The following is a 25,004-nucleotide window of genomic DNA, read 5'->3' on the forward strand; positions in this document are numbered from 1 at the left end:
ACTTTGATTATCTAAACCTATGCAAGAAATTGGAAGCATGGCTGAACGTGGGACATGCAGTATATCGCTTGAAAACCGACTTTTTGCACATCCTCGTTATAAGTACAAAGAGAGTTTAAATGCCGTTCGACCTTAATGAAAGGTACGTTGCTGAAGCAGAAGCAAAGTTGGGTGCTGTTCTTCCGGCAAGCTATCGCAGTGCGATGATGGTAGCTAACGGCGGTGAGATTGCTGTCGGCGCTGAGGACTGGTTTCTCTATCCAATATTGGATCAGTCTGATAAGCGGCGCATCGCTCGTACTTGCAACGATATCGTTGCTGAGACTAAAACCCAAGCGGAGCAAGCCAACTTTCCTAGCCACGCAGTAGCGCTAGGGAACAACGGCGCCGGCGACCAATTGTTGTTCTTACGCGCAGGCGATGCGTTCGAGCCATCGGTATATGTTTGGTCGCACGAGACGGGTGAGCTGACTCGCGTGGTAGTCGACTTTGGCCGGTTGGAGCGCTTATAACATGCCAATGAACATAGGTGGCTGCGCCGCTATTTATCCGGAACGTTATACATCATGGATGTGAGGGAACACCAGGGTTCACTCTCAAACAAAAATCGCAAGGTTCTGGCGCAAGGAGTACTTGTTTTTGGGCTTTCGATTCTGACTTTTGGGATCTATCTACTAGCCTATGGGTTCACGTGGCCATTGGGAGGAAGAGAACGAGCAATCGATACCCTGGTTATGGCTTTATTCGGGCCACAATATGCTCCTATTGCTATGGCTGCATTTTTTATTGGTCTCGGATTCTTTGCAACGTACAAGGGATTACAACTGTGGCGGAGAAATGTATAACACGTCGCTGAACACCGTCACGTCGTGCCGGTTCGCTCAACGTTAAGCCGCTCAAGGAGCGCAAATGGATGTCATCGCTGTCAAAGAGCATTGCGGCCGTTACCCCGGCTCATCCTCTAAGCTGTTCGGGCCGCCCAGCAACGTACTTGTCTACTACGCTGGCGGTAGAAAGTTTGCCTACTTCAAAACCAGTGAACCGGAAAAGTGGCGCTTCAGCATTCGCACCACTCCTGAACGTTTTTTGGAGTTGACCGACGTGCCTGGCATCAAGCCAGCGCGTTACATGGCCAGGTTTCACTGGGTCACCATCGTAGATACCAGCGCAGTCCCAATGGACTACCTAGTGGAACTGATCGATTGGTCTTATGCCAAGGCGATCACCCGTCCGAGAACGGCCGCAGCGCGGCAGCGTAGATGATCGGCCTAACTAGAGCGGATTTCATCGTGTGTACTGTCGCCTCGGTCCGCCTTGACGCGCAGGACGGCGTTGCTTGTCGCTTGTGTGGCCCGCCACACGGCACTCAGGTCGACCCGATTCTCCGTACACCACGATGAAATCCGCTCTAGGGATTTCTCGGTACGAAGCCCTTCGGCACTCTGCTGTGCTCAAGCCTTTCGGCACTGCCGTTGAAGACCCAGCTGATCTGGATCAGCTTTTTCGTTACCTACGGCACAGGCTTGAGGTATTTGCAGTAAGCGCGTCAATGAGAACGGAATACTTGTCAGGGATCTGGCTCGTGCCTATACAGGCACGAGACTCGCATTACTTGCATAAAAACGGCATGTCACCTTTCCCGTGCCGAATCCGGCAACAGCACAATCTTGCCGGTCGCCTTGCGCGCGGCAACTTCGGCCAGCGCCTGGGCCGCCTGTTCCAGCGGATAGCGCTTCGAGATGTAGGGACGCACCTTCCCCTGGCGAAACCATTCGACCAGTTCGCGTGTCAACGCCGCTGCGCGTTCCGGTTCACTGCGTAGAAAGCCTCCCCACCACACCCCGACAATGGAACACCCCTTGAGCAGCGTGAGGTTGAGCGCGACCTTGGGAATTTCGCCGGCTGTGAAGCCGATGACCAGAAAGCGGCCGTTCCAGGCCATGCTGCGCAGCGCCGCCTCGCTAAAGCTTCCTCCCACCGGGTCGTAGACGATGTCCACCCCGCGTCCTCCGGTGAGCTCCTTCAGGCGCTGGCGCAGGTCTTCCCGGCTATAGTTGATGAGTTCGTCGGCGCCATGCTCGCGGCACAGGGCGAGCTTCTCGTCGCTGGATGCAGCGGCGATGACGCGCGCGCCGAGCAGCTTCCCCATTTCCACTGCCGACAGGCCGGTGCCGCCGGCGGCACCGAGCACCAGCAGGGTCTCGCCCGGCCGCAGGGCTGCGCGCTCCTGCAGCGCATAATGGGTGGTTCCATAGGCGATCAGGAACGCCGCCGCATCGGCAAAGTCGATGCCGTCGGGGAGTGGGAACGTGTCCTCTTCCCGCGCCAGCGTCTGCTCGGCATAGCCGCCGTAGCCCGGTACCGCAATCACCCGTTCGCCGGGACGAAAAGCGCGCACACCCTCGCCCACCGCCTGCACCACGCCAGCCACCTCGGCGCCGGGAGAAAACGGCAGATCCGGCTTCAACTGGTATCGGTTTTCAATGATCAGGGTATCCGGGAAGTTGACGCCGGTAGCGCGCACGGAGATCAGGATTTGACCCGGCCCAGGCTGCAAGGGCTGGACGTCCTCCAGCACCAGCGTCTCGGGCGGTCCATATTGCTTGCACAGCACCGCCTTCATTGCCGGGCCCCGGTCGCAGTACCGTACTGTTTGACCAGTTGTTTGGCCACCGCCGCCAGATGCACCTGATCGGGTCCGTCGCCGATGCGGATGAAGCGCGCGTACACGTAAGCTTTGGGAAGGAAAGTGTCCTGTGACACGCCCATGCCGCCATGGACCTGGATGGCGCGGTCGATGACGCGCGCCGCCATACTGGGCACGACAATCTTGGCAGCGGCGATCAGGTCCTTCGCCGCCTTGTTGCCCTCGCGGTCCATCTTGTCCGCCGCCTTGAGCGTGAGCAAGCGCGCCTGCTCCAGCTCGCACCAGGAATGCGCGATATCTTCACGCACCGATCCCTGTTCCGACAGCCTGCGGCCGAAGGCCACGCGCGACTCGGCGCGCGCGCACATGGTTTCAAGTGCGCGCTGTGCAACGCCGACCAGGCGCATGCAGTGATGGATGCGGCCGGGGCCCAGCCGCCCCTGGGCGATCTCGAAGCCGCGCCCTTCGCCCAGCAGGATGTTGGACGCCGGCACGCGGACGTTGTCATACACGATCTCCGGATGGCCGAGCGGCGCATCGTCATAGCCGAACGCCGTGATGTCGCGCACGATCTTTACGCCTGGGGTGTCCTTCGGCACCAGGATCATCGACTGCTGCTTGTGCACGTCGGGATTGTCCGGGTCGGTCTTGCCCATGACGATCAGGACCTTGCAGCGCTTGTTGAGCGCACCCGAGGTAAACCACTTGCGGCCGTTGATCACATACTCGTTGCCGTCGCGCCGTATCTCGCAGCGTATGTTGGTCGCATCGCTCGATGCCACTTCCGGCTCGGTCATCGAGAACGCGGAGCGGATCTGGCCGCCGAGCAGCGGCTCCAGCCAGGTCTTCTTCTGCTCGGCATTGCCGAACATGGTCAGGATCTCCATGTTGCCGGTGTCCGGCGCCGAACAGTTGAACACTTCGGACGCCCATTCGACGCGACCCATGATTTCAGCCAGGGGCGCGTACTCCAGGTTGCTGAGACCTGCGCCGTGATCGCCGGGCAGGAACAGGTTCCACAGCCCTACCTCGCGCGCCTTGATCTTCAGTTCCTCCATCAGCGCAACGGTGTCGTAGCGGTCGCCGGAAAATACCTGGTCGTAATAGACCTGCTCGACCGGGTAAATGTGCTGTTCCATGAATGCGCCAAGCTTGTCCTGCAAGTTGCGCACCTTGCTGCTGTGCTGAAAATCCATTTCGGTCTCCTCGTTCAGGACTGTGTTGATTGCGGTTGCTGCTGGTATCGCCGCATACCCTTGAGCCAGCGGTCGTAATCAGCGCCCTTGCGGCGCATGAATTCAAGCACCTCGGGATGCGTGAGGATCAGGAAGCGTTCGGCATCGATGCCCTGGACAATGGCTTCGGCCGCGTCCTCCGGTTCCACTGCGGCAGCAAGCAGTGCGGGCTGGTCGACCTCGCTCACGCTGCCGAGCAGCATGTTGGTGCGCACCCCCATCGGACAGAAGCAGCTGACCTTGATGCCACGGTCGCCGTAGGTGATTGACAGCCATTCCGCATAGGCCACCGCGCCGTGTTTCGTCACCGCATAGGACGCGTCGGAAATCGACAGCAGGCCGGCCGCTGAAACGGTTTGCAGCAGATAGCCCTCGCCGCGCTCAAGCATGTGCGGTACGACCGCCCGCGCCGCATACACATGCGCCATCAGGTTGACCGACCACGCCTTTTCCCAGTCGGCATCGGATGTGTCCAGTCCCTTGCCAATCGATACCCCGGCGTTGGAGCAAAACAGGTCGATACGGCCGTGCGTTGCGACGGTGCGCTCGACCAGGTCCACAAGCTCCTGCTCCCGTGCCACGTTGACCGCAACCCCCACGCCGCCGATTTCCGAGGCCACCCGCCCGGCGGCCGCGCCGTCAAGATCGGCAACCACCACGGCCCGTGCACCCTCGGCCGCGAAGCGACGCGCCATGGCGGCGCCGATCCCGTTCCCGCCGCCGGTGACGACGGCTACCTTGTCTCTGATTTTCATGTCCTGTCCTTTTCTCCGTATCTCAGCTTCTCAGCATCTCAGCCGGCGGCCTGCGCCGTGTCGGCGCGCACTGCGTCGGCTGCAAACATTTCGCGCAGCCTGAACTTTTGTACCTTGCCCGAAGGCGTGAGCGGAAACTGCTCGACCACGCGCAGATACCTGGGGATCTTGTAACGGGCGATGCGGTCATGCAGGCGTTCGCGCATCTGTTCGGCGCTCAGCGATGCGCCCGGCTTCAGGCGCACATAGGCGCACACTTCCTCGCCGTAGCGGGGATCGGGCACGCCGACCACATTGGCATCGGTGATTTCTTCCAGTGTCAGCAAGGCTTCCTCGATTTCGCGTGGCGAGATATTTTCCCCGCCGCGGATGATCATGTCCTTGGCACGGCCGCTGATCCATAGGTAACCGCGCTCGTCCATGCGGCCGAGGTCGCCGGTATGCAGCCAGCCGTCGTCCGACAGCGCATCGCGGCTGGCTTGCACATTGCCGTAGTAGCCCTTCATCACCAGCCATCCGCGTGTGCGCACCTCGCCCACCTCTCCCAGCGGAACCCTGTTTCCGCCGGCATCGACCAGATCCATCTCGGCGCCAGGAAGCGGCTGACCGCAACTGCCCATTTGCAGGTCTTCCGGGTCATACGGCGCGCTCTGGGTGATGATCGGCGACGCCTCGGTCAGGCCGTAGGTGATGGAAAAACGCGCGCCGTAGCGGGAATGCCAATGGCGCAGCAGTTCCACCGGCACGGTCGAGCCGCCAGTGATCACCCTCTCCAGGCTGGCCAGGTCCAAGCCTTCGCGGTCCGCTGCCTCCTCCAGTGCGATCAGCATCGTCGGCACGGCGCTCAGCACGTTGACGCGCTCGCGGGCGATGGTGCGTGCTACCCGGTCCGGCTCGAAAGTCACGATCGGATATTGCGTGGTTCCGGACGCCAGCGCGCCCAGTGTGGCGATGACGCAGCCGCCGCAATGGAACAGCGGCATCGGGTTGACCCAGCGGCTGCCCTCTTCCAGGGCTGCGCGCCGGGCGAACAGGCGGCCGTCGTTGACCACGCCGCGGTGGGTAAGCTCCGCGCCTTTCGGAAAGCCGGTCGTGCCCGAGGTGAACTGTATCTGCACGCTGTCGCCTGCCGACACGCCGGCCCGGCGCTGCTCGAGCGCTTCCTCGCTCACTGCCGCCGCACCGGCGAGCCAGTCGGCCCAGGCGACTCCCTTGTCATCCGGCGCATTGCCGATCGCCACGCGCAGGCGCAACGAGGGTGCCTCGCGCGCTGCCTCGTCAAGCATCGCCCAGAGTGACGCACCACGGTTCTCCGGCAACACGAAACAGGCGCCTACGCCGGCGGTACGCAGGATGTAGGCGACCTCGGTGCTGCGCAGCAGTGGATTGATCGGCACCAGCACCGCGCCGCAGTAAGCCGCGCCGAATTCCAGCAGCAGCCACTCAGGCAGGTTGGTGGCCCAGACCGCCACCCGGTCGCCGGGGCCGATGCCCGAGGCCATCAGGGCGCGGGCGACCACGCGGCTGCGCGCGCGCAGCTCGGCAAACGTCCAGCGCAGCGAGAGCCCGCGATCCTCGTACGCGACATAGGCGACGCCATCCTGATCCGGCCATCTGCGCGCCGCCTCATCGAGCAGATCGCCGACCGTCATTTCCTGCACCAGCTCGGCCTCATCGGCCGCCGGTATCCAGTGCGATACGCCATTCACCACAGGCATTACTGTTCTCCTTCCAGATTGTGTTGTTGCAGCCGCAGGTACGTCGAGTAGCCGGGCTGATCCACCGCGAGTTTGTCCAGACCAGTGCGCAGCAGATGCGGCATCAGCCCGGGAGTGCGCGCATCGGCTTCGCCGCGCGCGATGCGCTCGCACAGTTCGCGGTTGAGTGCATCGAGGCCGCCTTCGTTGCCGAGCAGGTCCTGCAGGCGGGCACGCTCCTGCGCGTCGGCCTCCGGGCCCAGCTCAAGTTCGCGCCTGACGATTTCCAGCAGGCTGACGGCCACGCGCGCATGGAAGGCTGTCAGCCCGTCCAGTCGGGGCAGCGCATCGTCGCGCAAGAAGTCGGCGACGGCCTGGATCAGTTCCGGTGCCGAGGGTTGTTCGCGCATCACTGTTCTCCTTCCCGGATCAGGCACAAAAGATCGATTTCCGCCTCCGAGGCGCGGCGTCCGACCGCCGCACGCTCGACCGTGCGCACGTCGCCGCTCTGGTAGGAGCGCGCCATCGATTCGCAAATGACGCCCCACTTCAGTGTCCCCAGCACCTCCCAGAAGCGCACCCGCGCGCGGTCGACATGGCCACCAGCCGCCTCGTAGCCGGCGAACAACTCCTCGCGCGTGCCGAAACCGCCCACTGGCAGTTCCTTGCCGTAACGCCAGGAATTCACGCACATCCAGCCCAAGTCCTCCATCGGGTCACCGAGATGGGCGATTTCCCAATCGAGGACGCCGCACAGTCCGTTTTCGTCGACCATGATGTTGCCGTTGCGAAAATCGCCGTGGACCAGCGTGCTGCGCACCTTGCTTTCCGGTACGCGCCGCTGCAGCCACTGCAATGCAAGTTCGAATACCGGCCGCGGCGAGCCGACGGTATCGTGCCTCTTTCGGTAATACGCCACTTCTTCGCGCGCGCCGCTGGCCCGCAGAGGCGGCAATCGCGAAGGATCGAGTGCATGGATGCGACCCAACGCCTGCCCGCATTGCCAGGCGAGGCGAGCACGCGCCTGTGCGTAGCGGTCGTCGCGCAAGATGTGCCGCGAATTGGCCTCGCCCGCGATGCGGGACATCACGTAACCTTCGCCCAGCCCGTCGTCGGGCGTCAGTACGCCTGCCACGCGCGGCACTGGTACGCCGGAATGGACCACCTGTTCGAGCAGACGGGCTTCCGTCTCCAAGCCGATTGCCTCGGCAGGCGGCGCGGAGCCGGGTGGTGCCCGGCGCAGGATCAGGGGAATGCGGCCGCTGGCGGTGATTGCGTCGAACGACCAGGTTTCCTGACTGGCGCCACCCGGCAAGGCGCGCAGGTCGGCGATGCCGTCGACCTCCGGGATCAGTCGGCCGATCAGTGCGCGAAGACGCGGCGCCAGGATCTCATCCTGCCTCACGGCGTGTTCCTCGCCGACTGGCTGCTGAATATGGCTTCCATTGCCAGTCCGCCGGAGCCGGCTTGCGTCCACATTGTCAGAGTGTCGCCTTCCTGCGACCCGGTGTGGACCGCAACCGGTGTGCCGAGAAACAGCGGGGCGCGCGCCCGAAAAACGGCATGCGCGAGCGGACGCTCCGGATGCCAGGCACGGTAGCTTTCCGCCAGCAGCGTCGCCTGCAGGGGACCATGCACGACCAGCCCTGGATAGCCGCCGACCTCGCGCGTGTAGTCGCGGTCGTAGTGAATGCGATGAGAATTGAATGTCAGCGCCGAGTAACGGAAGAGCACCGCCTCATTGACCAGCCAGCTCCGACTGCCCGCCGACACGGGCGCTTCCGGCACGGCAGCCGTGCCGTCGCTCGCGCCGAGAAAAACTGCGTGCGAACGCTCAATCACCGCCGGCTGCCCTTCCTGCTCGTAGCGATGTTCCCAGGTGACGAACACCATGGATCCGCGCCGGCCCGATTTGAAGCGCAGGTCGGCGATGGTGGAGCGCTTGCTTGTTTCCACCCCGATGCGCAAAGGATGGAGGAACTCGAACTCGGCACCGGCCCACATCAGTTGCTCCAGCGGGACCGGGGGCATCAGCGCGCCGGCGCGCGGCGCGCCATCCTCACCCAGCTGGTCGGAGGGCGTGTTATCGGGGAAGTATAGCCAGTGCCAGAGTGGCGGCAGTGTATCGCCAGGATGCAGCGCCGTGGGCAGGCTGAGCGTGGCGGCAAGCGAGCTGGCCGGGACCGGGCTGAGCACTTCGACCGCTGTTTTGCTGCGCCCGACCCATGACTGCAGCGCCTGAAGTTCGTGCTCGGTCATGCCTGACCTCCGGCGTGTCCAGTGGCGATCGCCAGCCTGCTCTCCACCTCACGGCTGCTGCCCAATACGGTCTGGCACAGGCGCGAGCCGCCGTCCACATCGATCTCCGCGCCGTTCACATAAGCCGCCTCCTCGCTGCACAGGAAGGCCACGACGGCGGCGATTTCATCGACAGTGCCGGGGCGGCGTGCCGGCGTCATGCTCATCGTGTAATCCATAATGGCGCGCGGCAGCCGGGCCACCGCGGGGGTGTGGATCAAGCCGGGCAGCACGGCATTGCAGGTGATGCCTCTGGCAGCGTATTCGAGGGTCACGTTGCGCGTGAGCCCCAGCAGTCCCGACTTGGACGCCGAATAGCCGCCCTGGCGAAACAGGCCGCCACGCGCGGCAGCGGAAGAGATGTTCACGATGCGGCCCCAGCCGCGTTGCGCCATTCCCGGCAGCACCGCCCGGATCAGGTTGAACGGTCCGGTAAGGTTGACGCCCATCTCGCGCGCCCACTGCTCATCCTCCATGCGTTCCAGCGGCGCAATCGTGGCGGTGAGTCCGGCATTATTGATCAGGCAGTCGATCGCGCCGAAGCGGGCCACGGCAGCCGCGACGGCGTCGCGCGTCTGCGCGGAGTCGGCCACATCCGCGCGCAGCGCCAGCGTCTGTACGCCGGGGCTGGCAAGCGCAAGGGCGCGGGCCGTCTCGTCCACCGTATCGTTGACATCAAGCAGCACAAGGTGCGCGCCTTCCGCGGCCAGCCGTCGCGCAATGGCGCCGCCGATCCCGCCGCCGGCGCCCGTCACCAGCGCTACTTTTCCCTGGAACCGCATGGCTACATCAGGCCGACGGTCATGCCACCGTCGACCAACAGGTTGTTGCCAGTGACATACGCGCCGGCGTCAGAGCACAGGTAGGTCACGGCATAGCCGATCTCCTCCACCTTGCCGAGCCGTCCGAGCGCCGTTTTGTCGAGAATCTTCGCGCGCGTCGGCTCGTCGAAGGCGTCGGCGAGCTTGGTCGGGAAGACACCGGGGAGTATGGTATTGGCGCGGATGTTGTCGCGCCCGTATTCCAGCGCGAACGAACGGCTCATGCCGATCAGTGCGGTTTTCAGTGTCGAATACAGGCTGAGCATGCGGTCCGGGTGCAGCGCCGCCACCGAGGCGATATTGACGATGCTCCCGCCACCATGGGTCTTCATCAGTTTGGCCGCCTCGGCCGACATGAACCAGTAACCGCGCAGCGACACCTCCACCGTCTTGTCGAACAGGCCGACGTCTGTGTCTTCTATCGTGCGCCAGGGGCTCAGCACCGCGTTGTTCACCAGAATGTCGAGCCGGCCGTAGCGCTCGCGGATATGGCTGTACATGGCGCCGATATCCTCCATGCGGCCGATGTGGCAGGCTTTGCCCTCCGCCTTTAGCCCCTGCTCGCGGAAACTTGCCGCCACCTGCTCGCATTGGTCCTGCTTGCGGCTGCTGATGATGACCTCGGCGCCCTGTTCGGCCAGCACGCGGGCGGTGCCCTCGCCGATGCCCATGGTTGAGCCGGTCACCAGCGCGACCTTTCCGGTCAGGTCAAAGGGATTCTTTTTCTGCATCGTGTTCTCCTCGTGATGATGGGTTCGCCCCCGTGTCCGGCAAGCCGACCTGCTCGCGCAGCGCCGGGTCGCAGCGGCGCTGCGCGGCCTTCTTGTACGAGAACTGCCGGCAGGCCTGGCCGGGCTGCATCTGCGCGTGCCCGTCTACCAGGAAAAACAGCGGCCCGCCCTTGAGCTGGGCCCGGTTCGACGCAGCGCAATGCGTGCAATAGGTTGGTGCGTTGGAACGGTTGAAATTGATGTTGTGCGGCGACGCCATCTTTGCCGCCAGCGGTTCGCCGTAATGGAACATGTCGCGCCACATTTCACCGCGCAGCAGGCGCCCGCCACTGCCGCACGGATCGAGCCTGAAGATGAAGCGGTCGTCTTCTTCATGGATGGTGAAGTCGGCGCAGTGGTAGTTCCAGGTGCGCGCGATTTCCCGCACCAGTTCCTCGTCGCCCATCGCCTCGTAACGGGGAAAACCCGCCACAAACGCCGGCTCATAAGTCTGGGCCAGCAGTTCATCCAGATAATCCGGACCGCCGAGTTCCAGCGCGACGTTATAGAAATATTCCAGGCAAACGACGCCGAAGTCGTGCCATGGCTTCCAGTCCTTGCGCTGGCCGCGCAACAGTTGTTCGACATCGGTGGTATCGGTGTTATCGGTGGTATCGGTGTTGCCCGAATCCAGGGCCTGCTGGATACGCTGCACCCGCGTCCTGGACAGGTCTGCCAATTCATCCGGCGCGAACAACTGTTCGTTGCCCTGCTTGCGGATGCGCATCCGGCAGTGCCCGTCGTCGCCCTTTTCCGTGGTCCACACAGGCGCGCCCAGCTCCTCGTTCAACGCATGCTGGCAGGACTTGCATAGCTGGCAAAATCCCGAAACGCCATCGCTCCAGCCCGCGTACCAGGCGGGATACTTGGCGATGGCGCCCTGCCGCTCCAATCGGCCGCCACTGCCGCAGGGAGCGAGGTCGACCACGATCTCTTCCGTCGTTTCCGACGCGCTGAGACGGGCGCCGCCCTGATGCTTGTACACCGCGACCAGATCGGCAATTGCGGCTTTTTCCTCGCCCGCGCGAAACTGGCGTGCCCATGTCTGCATCAGACGTGCTCCGATGCGGCGCAGGGCGTCGCGTGTTTTTTCCTCGCCGAAGTCCTGACGCAGCTTGCCGACTTTGCGCGCCAGCGTATGGGCCGAAAGCGCGTCCAGCCCCGCTTGGCCCTGCTCCATGTGGACGAGCAACTCCCGCACCCGGGCAATATCACCTGCTGCCAACGCCTCGATCGCATGTTCCTCAAATGGCCGTGCGATTTCGGCCAATTGTTCATCAGTGAATTGCCTTGCCATGGAGGGCTCCCGCGACAGATAAACAGGTTAAAGGGCGAGCGCGGCACCGAATCATGACCGCTCGCACATCGGCGCTGTCGTGCTACTGCCCGTGCCGGGCCACGTCGACCTTGGAATAGATTTCCTTCCAGTACAGATCGCCCAGCTGTTCCATGCTGGTCACCGGCTGCACCAGCTTGACCCACTTGGTCAGGATGGGCCGGAAGGTGGCGAGCATTTCATCACCGCGCTTGACGCCATGCTTTTCGGCGAAATACTTCGAGATCGTATTCATGTCCTGCTCGATGAAGGCCTGCGTCTTCTTCACCAGCGCCGGATCGGCGTCATGCAGGCGCACACCCTTCTTTTTGGCTTCTTCGATCAGCTCGTTTTCCTTTTGCTGATAGATCCATGGCGTGTACGCGCCGCCCTCTGCCGAGGCCCGCAGGAAAGCCTTGCGGTCGTCGACACTCAGGCCCTGCCAAGCCTTGGTATTCATGTTGAAACCGGCAGTCGTGAAGATGCCGCCGGGGATAGCCATCGTGATGTCCTTGATGGCTTCCATCAGCCCGAAGTTGTGTATTTCGGGAGTGGAAAGAATGGCGCAGTCGACCACGCCCTGGGCCAAGGCTTCGCGCATCTCATTGGCGCTCATGGTGATCGGGGTCGCACCGACCGCCGTTGCCCAGCGCGACCAGTTGGCGGCGCCCGCGCGCAGGCGCTTGCCCTTGAGATCGGCTTCGCTCTTGATCGGCTTGGTGCAGATCAGGCCATAGGAAGAGCCGCCGATATGGCCGGTGTAGACCGAGTTCTGCTTGGCGAACTCCTGGTGGCATTCCGGACAGTTGAAGAAAATGAATTCGCTGATAGCGCCAACGAAGGCGGACGCCTCCTTGCCGCGCACTTCGTCGCCCATCAGGCGCAACATCATCGAAGCCTCGCTGATGAGATTGGTATGCGGGTACTCGGCGGGAAAATAGGGCGTGAGCAAAAATCCGATGTCGGCGATGCCGTCGCGTACTCCTGCGGACGTTTCAGCCATGTTCAGCAGGGTCATCGGATACACCCGTACCGAGTGCCTGCCGTTTGTGTGCTGCTTGACACGCTTGGCGTATTCCTGGCCCATCTTCTCGTTGTATGAACCGGGTGGCTGGCCGATTGCATACTTGAAATCCTTGGCCACTGCGGTGCCTGCCAGGGCGCCCGCCGCGCACAGTATGGCTGTTGCAGCAAGCCGGGCAATGTTTTGCATTGTTTTCATCCGTGTCTCCTCGTGTTGAAATACGTGACCCTGTCCCGCGCCGCGATGACGAAGCAGGCGGGCGAAGCGGATGCCATCCGCTCCGATCGCCCTTGGTGGCGCGTCAAAAGCTGACTGCCCGGTACGCCTGTCAGGGGGCCGTCTGCATGCCGTGCTTGGTGACGTCGACCTTGGAGTAGATCTCGTTCCAGTACAACTGGCCCAGCTGCTCCTGGCTGCTGACCGGCTGTACCAGCTTCACCCATTTCTGCAAGATCGGACGGAAGGTAGTAATCATCTGCTCACCGCGCTTGACGCCGTGCTTGTCAGCGAAGTACTTGGAAATGGTGCCCATGTCCTGCTCGATGAAGGCCTGCGTCTTCTTTACCAGCGCCGGGTCGGCGTCATGCAGACGCACGCCCTTCTTCTTTGCCTCGGCAAGAATCTCGTTTTCCTTCTGCTGATAGATCCATGGTGTGTAGGCGCCGCCTTCGGCTGCCGCCCGCAAGAAGGCCTTGCGGTCGTCGACGCTCAGGCTGCGCCATGCACTGGTGTTCATGTTGAAGCCGGCAGTGCTGAAGATGCCGCCGGGGACAGCCATCGTGATGTCGGTGATCGCATCCATCAGACCGAAGTTGTGGATCTCGGGGGTGGACAGGATGATGCAGTCCACCACGCCCTGACTCAGGGCTTCGCGCATTTCGTTCGCGCTCATGGTGATTGGCGAGGCGCCAACGGCAGTCGACCAGCGCGACCAGTTCGCAGCGCCTGCGCGCAGTCGCTTGCCCTTGAGGTCCGCCTCGTTTTTCACCGGCTTATTGCAGATCAGGCCGTAGGATGAACCGCCGACATGGCCGGTGTAGACCGAGTTCTGCTTGGCGAACTCCTGGTGGCATTCGACGCAGTTGAAGAAGGTAAACTCGGTCAGCGCGCCGACGAATGCCGACGCTTCCTTGCCGCGCACCTCGTCCCCCATCAGGCGCAGCATCATCGAGGCTTCGTTGACCAGGTTCGCATGCGGATATTCGGCTGGGAAGTAGGGGGTGAGCAGAAAGCCGATATCGGCGATGCCATCGCGCACGCCGGCCGAGGTTTCCGCCATGTTCAGCAGTGTCATCGGGAAAACCCGCACCGTATGCCGGCCCTGCGTATAGGTCTTGACCCGCTTCGCGTAGTCCTCCGCCATGACCACGTTATACGACCCCGGCGGAAAGCCGATCGCGTACTTGAACTGCTTCGCCGATGCGCTGCCGGCGACTGCTGCCGCGCCGCACAGCAGGATGGAAAGGATGGATCTGGTAAAGCGCTTTGACAACATCATTTTTGTCTCCTGAGAGAATTTTTTCGGAAAGAATCAGCGCGCCATCACTTGCGGCAGCCACAGGACGAACTGCGGGTAGACCATCATGAACGCGAGCACGATGAAATCCATCACCAGGAACCAGGTGATACCGCGAAACAGCCGGGCGGTCGTAATCAGGTTGCCGACCACGCCCTTGATGACGAACACGTTCATGCCGATCGGCGGCGTGATCATGCCGATCTCGAGCAGCTTGGTCAGTATCACGCCGAACCAGATCAGGCTCAGATCGGCGGCGCCGATGATCGGCAGGATGATGGGCAATGTCAGCAGCATCGCGCCGATCGGCTCGAGGAACATGCCGAGCAGGACGTAGACCAGCACGATCGAGAACAGGATGGCGGCGGTGCTGGCGTTGGTGTCGATGACCAGCGATGACAGGTACTCGCCCGCTCCCGACAGGGCGAGGAAGCGCACCAGCAGGCTGGCGCCGACCGCAATGATCAGCAGCGCACCGGTGGTCAGCAGCGTCTCGACCACCGCATCACGGAACACTTGCCAGGTCAGCGAACCTTTGATCAGGGCAACGATGCAGGCCAGGAATGCGCCTACGGCGCCTGCCTCGGTCGGTGTGAAGATGCCGCTGAACAGACCGCCGAAGATTCCGGCCATGATCAGGATGACAGGCCACGTTTCCTTCAGGGCCGCGATTTTTTCGCCGGTCGAAGACTTCTCGTCGACGCTCGGCGCCAATGCGGGATTGAGCTTGACCCGGATCAGGATGATGACGATGTAACTGAACGCGGTGAGCAGGCCGGCGCTGACACCGCCGAGGAACAGATTCGTTACCGGTACCTGGGCCACGATGCCGTACAGGATCATGATGATCGACGGCGGGATCAGCGCACCGATGGTACCTGCCGCGGCAACCGTGCCGGTGGCAAGCTCGGCGTCGTAGCGCGCGCGAATCATCTCCGGTACGGCGATGCGGCCCATCGCCGCCGAACAGGCTACTGACGAGCCGCACACCGCGGCAAAGCCGGACGCGCCGAACACTGCGGCGATGGCAAGGCCTCCCGGCACGCCGGAGAGCCACATGCGCGCCGCGCGGAACAGGCCGTACGTCAGCTTGGCGTGGTAGCAGACGAATCCCATCAGCAAAAACATGGGGACTGAACTAAGCACCCAGTTCGACGCGAACTGATAAGGAATGACGCCTAGCGCGCCCCAGGCCACGTTCCAGCCCATCAGCGCCCACAGCCCGACAAAGGACACCGCAATCAGCGAAATCCCGATCGGTACCCGTATGGCGATCAGGGCAACCAGGGCGCCAAGCCCGAACAAACCAATTTGTACTTCTGTCATGTCTGGCTCCTGTCCGTCAGTCTGCCGGAACTTCGGCGGGGGTCGCGCGCTGGGTATCAAGTCCCGATTCGTGTGCGAAGAGATAGGCGAAGAACTTGTGGGCGACGATCAGGAAAATCAGACCGAAGCCGACGGGCAAGATGAAATAGGTCGGCCACAGGATGATGCTGGCCTCGCCCTGCACGATGGAGGCGCCGATCCGTGCCTTGGACATCGCCTCGCCCCAGGTGCGTACGGTCAGCAGCGCGAAGATCACCGCTGACAGCAGGTAGGACCACCCTGCCAGGTGGTTCTGAATCCAGGGAGGCATGCGCTCGGTCGCCACCTCCACCGAAATGTGCGCGCCCTTCTGCTCTGCAAAGGCCAGCGGCACGAAGGCCGCAATCACCATGTAGTAGTAGGAGACGATGGCGATGGTGCCGGGCAGCGGCAGGTCGAACAGATAGCGCAGCACGACATCCAGCGTGATATGGATCATCATCAACGCAATGCCTAGCGCGCCAATCACTGTAGCCAGATCCGTTATCCTGGACAGGATCTTGCCGATCTTCTGCATCATGCGCTCCTCGTTTTAAAATTCGGTACCGGCACACGGTGGTTCGCCGTCCCGGCCGCAGCGATCCGCTGGGTGAAAGTTTTCATGAATGTCTCTCCTGTCTCTGTTTTGGTTTCAGCGTCTATTACTTCGTTATCTGCTTGCCAGTGGCGATAAACGCCGCCCGGCTCAGACTTTCTCCGCGGTCTGCGCCGGTCCGGGTTCTGTCTGGCGCCCAATCTGATCGCGCAGCTGATACTTCAACACCTTGCCGGTGGGATTGCGCGGCAGCGCACTGACAAGATGCAATACACGCGGCACCTTGTAGCGCGCCAGCCTGGCACTGGCGAATGCCTGCAATTCCTCCAGTTCCAGTTTCGCGCCCGGCTTCAGCGCCACCACCGCGACCACGGTCTCGCCCCACTTTTCGTCCGGTTGCCCGACGACGGCGACTTCGGCGATCGCCGGATGTTCGTACAGCACGCTCTCGACTTCGGCCGGGTACACGTTCTCGCCCCCGGAAATCACCATGTCCTTGACCCGGTCGCAGATGGTGTAAAAGCCGTCTTCGTCCATGTAGCCGATGTCGCCGGTGCGGAACCAGCCGTCATCATCGATCGCGTCGCGGGTAGCGTCGGGACGGTTCCAGTAGCCGAGCGTCACATTCATGCCGCGCACGCATACCTCGCCCCTGACATGCGGTTCGGTGATGGGCTTGCCTCCGGCATCGACCAGACGCATGCGGGTGAGTATCGGCGGCTTGCCGACCGATCCCATTTTTTCCCAGCACCATTCCGGTGTGAGAAAGCAAGCCATGGCGGCGGTTTCGGTCAGCCCATAGCCTTGATTGACTGCGATGCCCCGCTCGTTGAACAGGCGCAACAGGGCTTCCGGACAGGGTGCTCCGCCAACCATCACAGAACGCACGGTGGACATGTCGGCCTTGTCGAAGTCCGGATGCTGGCTGATGAACAGCAGCATCGCCGGCACCGCAAACATCAGGTTGACCTTGTAACGGCCCACATCCGCGATGACCCTGGCCGGATCGAAGGTCGGATGCAGCACGACATGGACGCCCTTGAGCAGACAGCTCAAGGTCAGAACGTTGAGTCCGCCGACATGAAACAATGGCGCATAGGTCAGCAGCACGTCGTTGCTCATGATGTCGAGGGCGAGCAGTTCGTTGACGTTGTTCCACCAGATGTTCCCGCAGGTCATCATCGACCCCTTTGGGCGGCCGGTCGTGCCGGAGGTATACATCAGGATGGCAATGTCGTCTTCGGCGAGCTCCGCCGCCTCGCGCAATGGCGCTGTTTCTTCCATGGCGGGCCTGACGTCCGGCCAGGCTGCAGCTTCGCTACCGAAGCCGTAGAAGCGCTTGCATCCGAGTCCTTGACGCACCGGATCGATGACTGCCTGGTGCTCGGAGCCGACGATGAGGGTATGTACGCCGGCGTCATTGATGATGAATTCGAGTTCGGCGCCGGTGAGCCTGAAATTGAGCGGCACGAAGATCGCGCCGAGCCTGGATGTTGCAAACAGGGTGACCAGGAACAGCGGGTGATTGAATGCGAGGAATCCGACCCGGTCGCCCCGACCGATGCCACCCTGCCGCAGGACCGCCGCCAGCCGATCGATCTCGTCGACGAATTCGCCATAGGTCCACGTTCGTTCCTGGAATGTCAGGGCCTTGCGCTGCGGAGCGCGGTCTGCTCTCTCGGTGATCCATTGGCCAAGCGCTATGGCGGGTTTCACTTGCATGCTCGTCTCCAGTGTGATGCGGCATTGCAGCTGATGGTGCGGCTTGCTGTGCCGCTTATGTGTTGCTGTCGTGAAGGCAGGTTACCGATGCTTGCGCGCGACTGTCTTGCGTAAACGTGCTAAACACCGAAGTGGTTTTTGTTGCATCGAACCGCTCACGGGGTGATGCTGTTTCCTATCAATCCTCCGGCGTCACGCGTTCAACCGCCGAAAAAAGACCCGCTCGCACGACGTGCTAGCGGGCCAAGAGACAAACACTGTGATGGCACCGGCCCTGGACGCCTGGCGGGCATGACAGGTCCGGTGCCTCGATCCGATCAGCCGATCAGCCAACCTGCCGTTCCGCCGCCTTCCAGTAAGGCTCGCGCAGGATGCGCTTGAGCAGTTTCCCCGAGGGATTGCGCGGCAGCGAGGACATGATGTCAACCGACTTCGGGCACTTGTAGTGCGCGAGGCGCTCGCGGGTGAAGTCGATGATGTCACGGGCATCGGCAGTCATCCCCGGCTTCAGCACCACGCATGCCTTGACGGCCTCGCCCCATTTTTCGTCCGGCACGCCAATCACTGCGCACTCGGCCACCGCCGGGTGAAACGACAGCGCGTTTTCCACTTCGGCGGGATAGATGTTTTCCCCGCCAGAAATGATCATGTCCTTGATGCGATCGTGGATGTACAGGTAGCCGTCCCGCAGATAGCCGGCGTCGCCCGTGCGCATCCATCCGCCGCGCTCGTCGCGCCCCTTCGGAAAGACGTCTTCGGTCGCCTTGCGATTGCGCCAGTAGCCCTTCATGTTGTGCAGGGCGCGCACCCAGATCTCGCCAACCTCGCCTTCCCTAACGTCTTCCATCGTGCCCGGGTCGACGATGCGCAGGTCCACGCTGCGAATTGGCTTGCCCGCCGAGCGCAGCAGATCCGCGCGCGGGCCGCCCGGGTCATGATCTTCGGGGGACAGCGCGGTCAGCGTGCCGGCCGCCTCGGTCATGCCGTATATCTGCAGCAGCTCGCAGCGGAAAATGCGCTGCGCGTCGATCAGCAGTTTCTCGCCGGCCGGCGAGCCGCCGTAGGCAATCCGCCTGAGCGAGGAAAAATCGGCCTTCTCGACGCCAGGAACCTGCAGCATGAATAGCATCATGGCTGGTACCAGGAAGGTATGGCTGACCCGGTGCTCGCCGATGGCAGCGATCACTCTGGCCGGGTCGAAGTCAGGCAGCAGTACGTTGCGCCCGCCTTCGATCAGCGGCATCAAGGCGCTGTTGATTCCGGCGATATGGAAGACCGGCAAGGCATTGAAAAATACCGAATGCTCGCCATCGAACCCGGTGTTCTCGGCATACATCGCATTCATCAGGATCAGGTTTGCGTGGGTCAGTTCGATCCCTTTGGGCAGACCGGTGGTCCCCGACGAAAACAGTTGTAGCGCGGTGTCCTCCGGGCGTCCGTCGGAGCCGGTGTCCTCCGGGCTGAATCCGGCGCGCCAGTCGGCAAAGACAGGCAGCCCGGCGCCGGCATCGGTGGCGACAGTCAGGCGCAGCCCCGGCACGGAAATACGCGCGACGGCGTCCTGGAAAACCTGGTCCACCATCAGGAACTTTGCGTCGCCATTGTTCAGCACATATTCGATTTCCGGCGGCGCCAGGCGCCAGTTGACCGGCATGCCGACGGCGCCGATCTTGCAGGCGGCCATCAACAGCACGACCGCTTCATCGGTATGCCTGGTCAGGCAGGCCACGCGGTCGTCGGGGCCAATGCCGAGGCTGGCGAGCCCCTGGGCTACCCGATTGGATTCGACATGGATGTCGGCAAATGTCCAGGTGCGTTGCGGTGTGATGAAGGCGGTGGCGTCCGGGCGTTCCCTGTACTGCCGGCGCACCGCTTCCGTAAGCGTCGTATCGCGCATATTGTCTCCTCGTCTCTATAACCGGTCTTCCTGCATCTGTGCGCAGGTGGGCTCCGCCGGGTCAGGCATTAAGCCATGCCCGTCAGGCGACTTCGAACAGTCCGGCCGCGCCCATGCCTCCGCCGACACACATGGAGACCACCACGTAGCGCACGCCGCGACGCCGGCCTTCGATCAGCGCATGCCCCACCAGACGCGCGCCGGTCATGCCATACGGATGGCCGATCGAAATGCTGCCGCCGTTGACGTTGTACTTGTCGGGGTCGATGTCGAGCTTGTTCCTGCAGTACAGCACCTGGCAGGCGAAGGCTTCGTTCAATTCCCACAGGCCGATATCCTTGACCGACAGGCCGTGCTGGCTGAGCAGCTTGGGAATCGCGTACACCGGACCGATGCCCATTTCCTCGGGAGCGCAACCGGCCACGGCCATGCCACGATAAATGCCCAGCGGCGCGAGTCCCCGCTGTTCGGCGAGCTTGCGGTCCATCAGCACGCAGGCGGAAGCGCCGTCCGATAACTGGCTGGCGTTGCCCGCGGTGACCACTCCGCCGTCGATCACCGGCTTGAGACCGGCCAGACTTTCCAGCGTGGTTTCGGGGCGATTGCCTTCGTCGCGCGCGAGGGTGACTTCCTTGTAGCTGACAGCCTTGGTTTCCTTGTCGACCACTGCCATGGTGGCGGCGATCGGCACGATCTCGTCGTCAAACAGACCGTTTTGCTGCGCCTGCGCCGTGCGCCGCTGCGATTCGGCCGAGTAGCGATCCTGCTCTTCGCGCGAAATCCCGTACTTCTTCGATACCAATTCCGCGGTTTGCAGCATCGGCATGTAGGCATGGCGCGCCGCGGCCACCACGTTGGGATCGAGCTCCTCCGCCGTCCACGCCATGTAGCGGTTCTGCACCGCCGAGATGTTGTCCTGGCCTCCGGCGACCGCGATCCTCATTCCGTCCACCATGATCTGCTTGGCGGCGGTTGCGATGGCCATCAGGCCCGACGAGCACTGACGGTCCAGCGTCTGTCCCGAGACGGTGTCGGGAAGACCGGCGGCCAGCGCGGCAGTGCGGCCGAGATTGCCGCCTGCGGTTCCCGCGGTCAGCACGGTGCCGATCACCACGTCGTCGATTTCGCCGCCTTCCACGCCGGCCCGCGCGACCGCATGCCGGATCGCATGGCCCATCAGCGTGGGTGACTTGATGTTGTTGAGCGAGCCGCGAAAGGCACGGCCGATTGGCGTGCGTGCGGTGGAAACGATGACTGCTTCATTCATGTCGAACTCCGGTGGATGTAATTTATTTGAAAGGCCAGTCGGCGAACCTGTGCCCGCCGGCAATCATTTTGGTCAGCAGGCCGGCACGCGACCAGTAACCGTGTTTGTCGCCACGCTGCGCGCCGTAGTGATCGAGACCGGCGGCGATCTTCTGCAGGCCGGTCGCATCCGCCATCCACATCGGCCCGCCGCGGAAATCGGGGAAGCCGTAGCCGTTGACCCAGACCAGGTCGATATCGCCCGGCCGGTACGCAATTCCCTCTTCCAGGATTTTTGCGCCCTCGTTGATCAGCGGGTAGACGCAGCGCTCGATGATTTCCTCGTCACTGATCTCAGTACTGCTGTTGCGGCGTTTGATGCCATGCTGCTCGGCCAGTGTGGCGCAGATGCGTTCGACTTCCGGATCAGGCACCGGGGTACGGCCGTCGTAGCGGTAATAGCCGGCTCCGGTCTTCTGGCCGAAGCGGCCCAACTCCATCATCTTCTGCACCACCGCACGGTACGAAGGGTCGTCGGGCAGTCCCCCTGCCTTGCCGCGTTCGATGACGACCTTGGCAGCCACGTCCAGTCCTGCCAGATCCAGCATGCGGCATGGGCCCATCGGCAGGCCGAGCGACTGGATTGCCGCGTCGATCTGCGCCGGCGTCGCTCCCTCCATCATCAGGAATTCGGACTCTCTAAGATAAGGCTCGAGCATGCGGTTGCCGATGAAGCCGTAGCAAACACCGGAGACGACGGGCACCTTGCCGATGGTGCGCGCCAGCTTGACGACGGTTCCCAGCACGTCCGGTGCGGTCCCGTCGCCCCGGACGATTTCCAGCAGGCGCATCACATTGGCGGGGCTGAAGAAATGCGTGCCAAGGAAATCCGCTGGCCGGCCGCTGGCCTGCGCCAGGATGTTCACATCCAGGGTGGAGGTGTTGCTGGCGATGATCGCGCCCGGCTTGCAGACCGCGCCCAGCTGCTTTGCGACCTGCTTCTTGATATCCATGTTCTCGAATACGGCCTCGATGACCAGGTCGCAGTCGGCCAATTCTTCGATCTTCAGGGAGCCGCTCAGCAAGGCCATGCGCTTTGCCGGGGCGTCCGGATGCAGCTTGCCCTTGGCGGCGCTCGCCTCATAGTTTTTACGTACGATGCCCAGGCCGCGTTCCAGCGCTTCGGCACTGGTTTCGACGATGGTGACCGGGATGCCGGCATTGGCGAAATTCATTGCGATGCCGCCTCCCATGGTGCCGGCGCCAAGCACGCCGACCTTGCGAATCGGTCGCGCCACAAAGTCGGCGGGAACCCCGGGGATCTTGCCGGCGGCACGCTCGGCAAAAAACAGATGGCGCATCGCCGCAGACTGCGGCGACACCCTGCATTCTTCGAACAAGGTCGCCTCGACTGCCTCGCCTTCCTCGAACGGCAGGGTCGCGGCAGCCTCGACGCAGCGTACGATGCGCTGCGGCGCAGGATAGGCGCCCTTTTTCTTCTTTGCATCAGCCAATGCCTTGGCAAAGAAATCCGGCTCGATGCCTTCCATGGCAGGCGTGCGGTCGCGCGTCCTGCGCACTCCCTTGCCCTCGTTAAGCAGTTCCTGCGCATGCGCTATGGCACGCTCCAGCAAGGCATCGTTGCTGCCCTGCTCGACTACCTTGTCGACCAATCCGCTTTCAAGCGCGCGGGCGGCGTCGATCGGCTTGCCGCTCAGAATCATATCGAGCGCGAGGCGCACGCCGACCAGGCGCGGCAGACGCTGGGTGCCGAGGGAGCCGGGTAATATACCGAGCAGAACCTCCGGCAGGCCCAGGCGGGTACCTTCTGCGGCGATCCGGTAGTGACAGGCCATTGCCAGCTCAAGACCACCACCGAGCACAGTGCCATGCAACGCCGCGATCACCGGGCGATCGAGGTTCTCGATGCGGGCCAAGGTGCCGTTGAAGGTCTTTGCCTCGAAACCCGGTTTCGAAAATTCGGCAATGTCGCCGCCGGCGACGAAGGTCCGGCCGGTCGCATGGACGACGAGCGCCTGTAGCGTTCGGTCGGCCTCGAATTGCTCAACCGCGTTCTTGATGCCTTGCACCACCCCGGGGGACAGGGCATTGACGGGTGGATGATGAATACGCAGCACACCGATGGTGCCGCGGACTTGAAGGGTCGCCAGATCGCTCATGTCATACCGTTGTTTGGTGAAAGCCTCAAGCTAACAGGGTCGGTATTGCCGGGCTTGCGTTAAGTAGCTGAAAGACGAGAGAGAACGCCCGATGACAGGTTGACGCAAGCCCGCGCCAGCCTTCCGGCGCATCATGCATCGGAGAACAGCTTCCGGAAAGCACACCATGTCCGTTCGTCCCGCCCAGCGCCGTGCATTGTCGGCGTGCGCCGCTCCCGCCGCCTGATGCGCCCGCCTCCAGCATTGCCCTCCCGGGCCGGAGAAGGGCGTTGACCGCGCTCGTCTCCGGCCCGGACGTTCGACTTTTGCTGCTCGGCACTGCGGTGCTTTGGGGCGGTAACCTGGCCGTCATCAAGCTGCTGGGCGAGCACTTCGACCCGATCTGGCTGTCCGGCGTGCGCATTGCATGCGCCTGCATCCCTCAGTGCCTGCTGCTCCTGCATCTGCGGCCAACGGACTGGCGCCTGACACGCATGGAAGTCGGGGCACTGATGCTGTGCGCATTGTTAATGGTCTATCTGAATCAGTGGCTGCTGGCGGCCGGGATTGGCCTGAGCAGCGCCACCAATGCTTCCCTGATCACCGCGCTGACGCCGCTGACGGCAGCCACCCTCGCACTCTGCCTCATGCGCGAACGCCCCGGTCCGCACCGCCTGGTCGGGTTGGGACTGGGCCTGGCCGGCGTGGCACTGGTCATCGTCAATCGTCCATCCGCCGAACTGACACGCGCGGGCTTTGGCGACCTGCTTTTACTGGCCGGCGTTTTCGCCTTCACGCTGGGGGCGGCCCTGGTGCAGCGGCTCACTCGCCGCCTCGATGCATTGCGCATCAGCCTCTTCATTCACGCCGCCGGCGCAGTTTTTCTGATCGGCCACGCTGCCGCGCTCACCTTCACCCGTGACGCGCCCGTCCGTCTCCCTACCGATATCCACTGGTGGTGGATGGCGGCGCTGTCAGGTGCGATTTCCACCGGCATTGGTGGCTTGCTATGGAATATGGCCGTTGGACGGGTCGGGATCGGACGCGCCTCGGTCTGGCTGTACTGGGTGCCGGTATTCGGGCTGGCAGGTGCTGTCCTCTTCGTCGGAGAACCGCTGACCGTCTGGCATCTGCTCGGGCTGGCGCTGATACTGGGCGGCACCCAGCTGGGCACGCGCGGCAGGTCGGGCTAAGCGGCTGCGTGCGCGTCACAGAGGCGCAGAGGCTCGTTGGCGGTCACATCCAGGTCAGTGTCTGCCCGCCATCCACCGGTATGGCGGCGCCAGTGATGTAGCGTCCGGCGTCGCTGGCAAGAAGCAGCGAGACACCATCCAAGTCGTCCGGACGGCCAAAGCGGCGCATCGGCGTGCGCTTGACCAGTGCCTGCTCGAAATCCTTCAGCGCATCCTGCATGTCGGTTTCAATATTGCCGGGGCAAATGGCGTTGACGCGTATCCCCTTGCCCGCCAGTTCCAGGGCCATCACGTGCGTGAGGTGAATCAGGCCGGCCTTCGACGCGCAGTAGCTGGACATGGTACCGCCAGCCCGCAGCCCGGCCGTGGAAGCGATATTGATGATGTTTCCGCTGCGCCGCGCCACCATGCGCCGTGCCGCTTCCTGGGCGACCAGCATCGCGCCCTTCAGGTTGGTGTCGAATACGCGCGCGATCTCGGCTTCCTCCTGCTCGATGAAGGGCTTGCTGTAGATGACGCCGGAATTGTTGTAGAGGATGTCCAGCGGTGCACCAGCCGCCTGCTCCGCAGCGTCGAAAGCGGCGGCGATAGTCTCACTGCGCGTCACGTCGAGGTAGACACCGCTGGCGGCGCAACCCTTCGCGCGCAGCGCGGTCACCGCCTCTTCGACCCGCTCCATGCGACGCGCGGCCAATACTACGTGGGCGCCCGCGTCGGCATACACGCCGGCCACGTGCAGGCCGATGCCGCTGGAAGCACCGGTCACCAGAACTGTCTTGCCGCGCAGACTGAACAGGGTGTCAATCATGG

Annotated in this window: 22 protein-coding genes; 3 read left to right on the top strand and 19 right to left on the bottom strand. The window is 62.9% G+C overall.

Going from position 1 to position 25,004, the window contains the following annotated elements; all coding sequences use genetic code 11:
- Window positions 1-119: 119 nt before the first annotated feature.
- Both ASE07_RS18215 and ASE07_RS18225 read left to right on the top strand, forming a co-directional pair.
- Window positions 120-512, top strand: a complete 393-nt coding sequence (locus ASE07_RS18215; protein ID WP_057292254.1) for an SMI1/KNR4 family protein — start codon at window positions 120-122, stop codon at window positions 510-512.
- A 397-nt stretch (window positions 513-909) separates the two neighbouring features.
- Entirely contained in the window at window positions 910-1,263 is a 354-nt protein-coding gene (locus tag ASE07_RS18225; RefSeq protein WP_057292256.1) for an MmcQ/YjbR family DNA-binding protein, read from the top strand.
- A gap of 367 nt (window positions 1,264-1,630) precedes the next feature.
- Here ASE07_RS18225 and ASE07_RS18230 read toward each other — a convergent pair whose 3' ends face one another.
- From ASE07_RS18230 to ASE07_RS18315, 18 genes are all read right to left on the bottom strand, one after another.
- A complete protein-coding gene (locus ASE07_RS18230) occupies window positions 1,631-2,623 on the bottom strand; it encodes an NADPH:quinone oxidoreductase family protein (protein WP_057292257.1) in 993 nt (330 codons plus the stop codon).
- Window positions 2,620-3,843 carry an acyl-CoA dehydrogenase family protein gene (locus ASE07_RS18235; RefSeq protein ID WP_057292258.1) on the bottom strand — a complete coding sequence of 408 codons (1,224 nt, stop codon included), beginning with the start codon at window positions 3,841-3,843 and terminating at the stop codon, window positions 2,620-2,622. The genes ASE07_RS18230 and ASE07_RS18235 overlap by 4 nt, the downstream gene beginning before the upstream one ends.
- Before the next feature lie 14 nt (window positions 3,844-3,857).
- Window positions 3,858-4,637: an SDR family oxidoreductase gene (locus ASE07_RS18240; protein WP_057292259.1), complete on the bottom strand. Its 780-nt coding sequence runs from the start codon at window positions 4,635-4,637 to the stop codon at window positions 3,858-3,860.
- Between the two features lie 38 nt (window positions 4,638-4,675).
- Window positions 4,676-6,355, bottom strand: a complete 1,680-nt coding sequence (locus ASE07_RS18245; RefSeq protein WP_057292260.1) for an AMP-binding protein — start codon at window positions 6,353-6,355, stop codon at window positions 4,676-4,678.
- Entirely contained in the window at window positions 6,355-6,744 is a 390-nt protein-coding gene (locus ASE07_RS18250) for a DUF6285 domain-containing protein (protein WP_057292261.1), read from the bottom strand. The genes ASE07_RS18245 and ASE07_RS18250 overlap by 1 nt, the downstream gene beginning before the upstream one ends.
- A complete protein-coding gene (locus ASE07_RS18255; RefSeq protein ID WP_235548526.1) occupies window positions 6,744-7,739 on the bottom strand; it encodes a phosphotransferase family protein in 996 nt (331 codons plus the stop codon). Before ASE07_RS18255 ends, ASE07_RS18250 begins: the two co-directional genes overlap by 1 nt.
- Window positions 7,736-8,593 (bottom strand): FAS1-like dehydratase domain-containing protein, encoded by an 858-nt coding sequence (locus ASE07_RS18260; RefSeq protein ID WP_057292262.1) that lies wholly within the window; start codon window positions 8,591-8,593, stop codon window positions 7,736-7,738. Before ASE07_RS18260 ends, ASE07_RS18255 begins: the two co-directional genes overlap by 4 nt.
- The gene (locus ASE07_RS18265) at window positions 8,590-9,414 is read right to left on the bottom strand and encodes an SDR family oxidoreductase (protein WP_057292263.1); all 825 of its coding nucleotides are present in this window, start codon (window positions 9,412-9,414) and stop codon (window positions 8,590-8,592) included. The genes ASE07_RS18260 and ASE07_RS18265 overlap by 4 nt, the downstream gene beginning before the upstream one ends.
- A 2-nt stretch (window positions 9,415-9,416) precedes the next feature.
- On the bottom strand, window positions 9,417-10,184 hold the full coding sequence (locus ASE07_RS18270; protein WP_057292264.1) for a glucose 1-dehydrogenase: 768 nt from the start codon (window positions 10,182-10,184) through the stop codon (window positions 9,417-9,419).
- Window positions 10,162-11,520: a hypothetical protein gene (locus tag ASE07_RS18275; RefSeq protein ID WP_057292265.1), complete on the bottom strand. Its 1,359-nt coding sequence runs from the start codon at window positions 11,518-11,520 to the stop codon at window positions 10,162-10,164. The genes ASE07_RS18270 and ASE07_RS18275 overlap by 23 nt, the downstream gene beginning before the upstream one ends.
- Before the next feature lie 82 nt (window positions 11,521-11,602).
- Window positions 11,603-12,760 (bottom strand): C4-dicarboxylate TRAP transporter substrate-binding protein, encoded by a 1,158-nt coding sequence (locus ASE07_RS18280; protein WP_082584265.1) that lies wholly within the window; start codon window positions 12,758-12,760, stop codon window positions 11,603-11,605.
- A 130-nt stretch (window positions 12,761-12,890) separates the two neighbouring features.
- The gene (locus ASE07_RS18285; protein WP_082584266.1) at window positions 12,891-14,060 is read right to left on the bottom strand and encodes a C4-dicarboxylate TRAP transporter substrate-binding protein; all 1,170 of its coding nucleotides are present in this window, start codon (window positions 14,058-14,060) and stop codon (window positions 12,891-12,893) included.
- Between the two features lie 33 nt (window positions 14,061-14,093).
- A complete protein-coding gene (locus ASE07_RS18290) occupies window positions 14,094-15,404 on the bottom strand; it encodes a TRAP transporter large permease (RefSeq protein ID WP_057292266.1) in 1,311 nt (436 codons plus the stop codon).
- 16 nt (window positions 15,405-15,420) lie between these two features.
- Window positions 15,421-15,963: a TRAP transporter small permease gene (locus ASE07_RS18295; protein WP_200960976.1), complete on the bottom strand. Its 543-nt coding sequence runs from the start codon at window positions 15,961-15,963 to the stop codon at window positions 15,421-15,423.
- Between the two features lie 165 nt (window positions 15,964-16,128).
- Window positions 16,129-17,700, bottom strand: a complete 1,572-nt coding sequence (locus ASE07_RS18300) for an acyl-CoA synthetase (RefSeq protein WP_057292268.1) — start codon at window positions 17,698-17,700, stop codon at window positions 16,129-16,131.
- A gap of 325 nt (window positions 17,701-18,025) precedes the next feature.
- Window positions 18,026-19,597 (bottom strand): long-chain-fatty-acid--CoA ligase, encoded by a 1,572-nt coding sequence (locus ASE07_RS18305; protein ID WP_057292269.1) that lies wholly within the window; start codon window positions 19,595-19,597, stop codon window positions 18,026-18,028.
- 82 nt (window positions 19,598-19,679) lie between these two features.
- A complete protein-coding gene (locus tag ASE07_RS18310; protein ID WP_057292270.1) occupies window positions 19,680-20,864 on the bottom strand; it encodes an acetyl-CoA C-acyltransferase in 1,185 nt (394 codons plus the stop codon).
- A gap of 22 nt (window positions 20,865-20,886) precedes the next feature.
- Window positions 20,887-23,022: a 3-hydroxyacyl-CoA dehydrogenase NAD-binding domain-containing protein gene (locus ASE07_RS18315; protein ID WP_057292271.1), complete on the bottom strand. Its 2,136-nt coding sequence runs from the start codon at window positions 23,020-23,022 to the stop codon at window positions 20,887-20,889.
- 191 nt (window positions 23,023-23,213) lie between these two features.
- Here ASE07_RS18315 and ASE07_RS18320 point away from each other — a divergent pair, with 191 nt between their 5' ends.
- Complete coding sequence (locus tag ASE07_RS18320; protein ID WP_082584267.1) at window positions 23,214-24,194, top strand: DMT family transporter; 981 nt, start codon at window positions 23,214-23,216, stop codon at window positions 24,192-24,194.
- Between the two features lie 43 nt (window positions 24,195-24,237).
- Here the strand turns inward: ASE07_RS18320 and ASE07_RS18325 are convergent, their stop codons facing one another.
- Window positions 24,238-25,002, bottom strand: coding sequence for an SDR family NAD(P)-dependent oxidoreductase (locus ASE07_RS18325; RefSeq protein WP_057292273.1), 765 nt, complete (start codon window positions 25,000-25,002; stop codon window positions 24,238-24,240).
- Between the last annotated feature and the right edge of the window lie 2 nt (window positions 25,003-25,004).

This window comes from Noviherbaspirillum sp. Root189, from assembly GCF_001428545.1.
Taxonomy (GTDB): domain Bacteria; phylum Pseudomonadota; class Gammaproteobacteria; order Burkholderiales; family Burkholderiaceae_D; genus Noviherbaspirillum.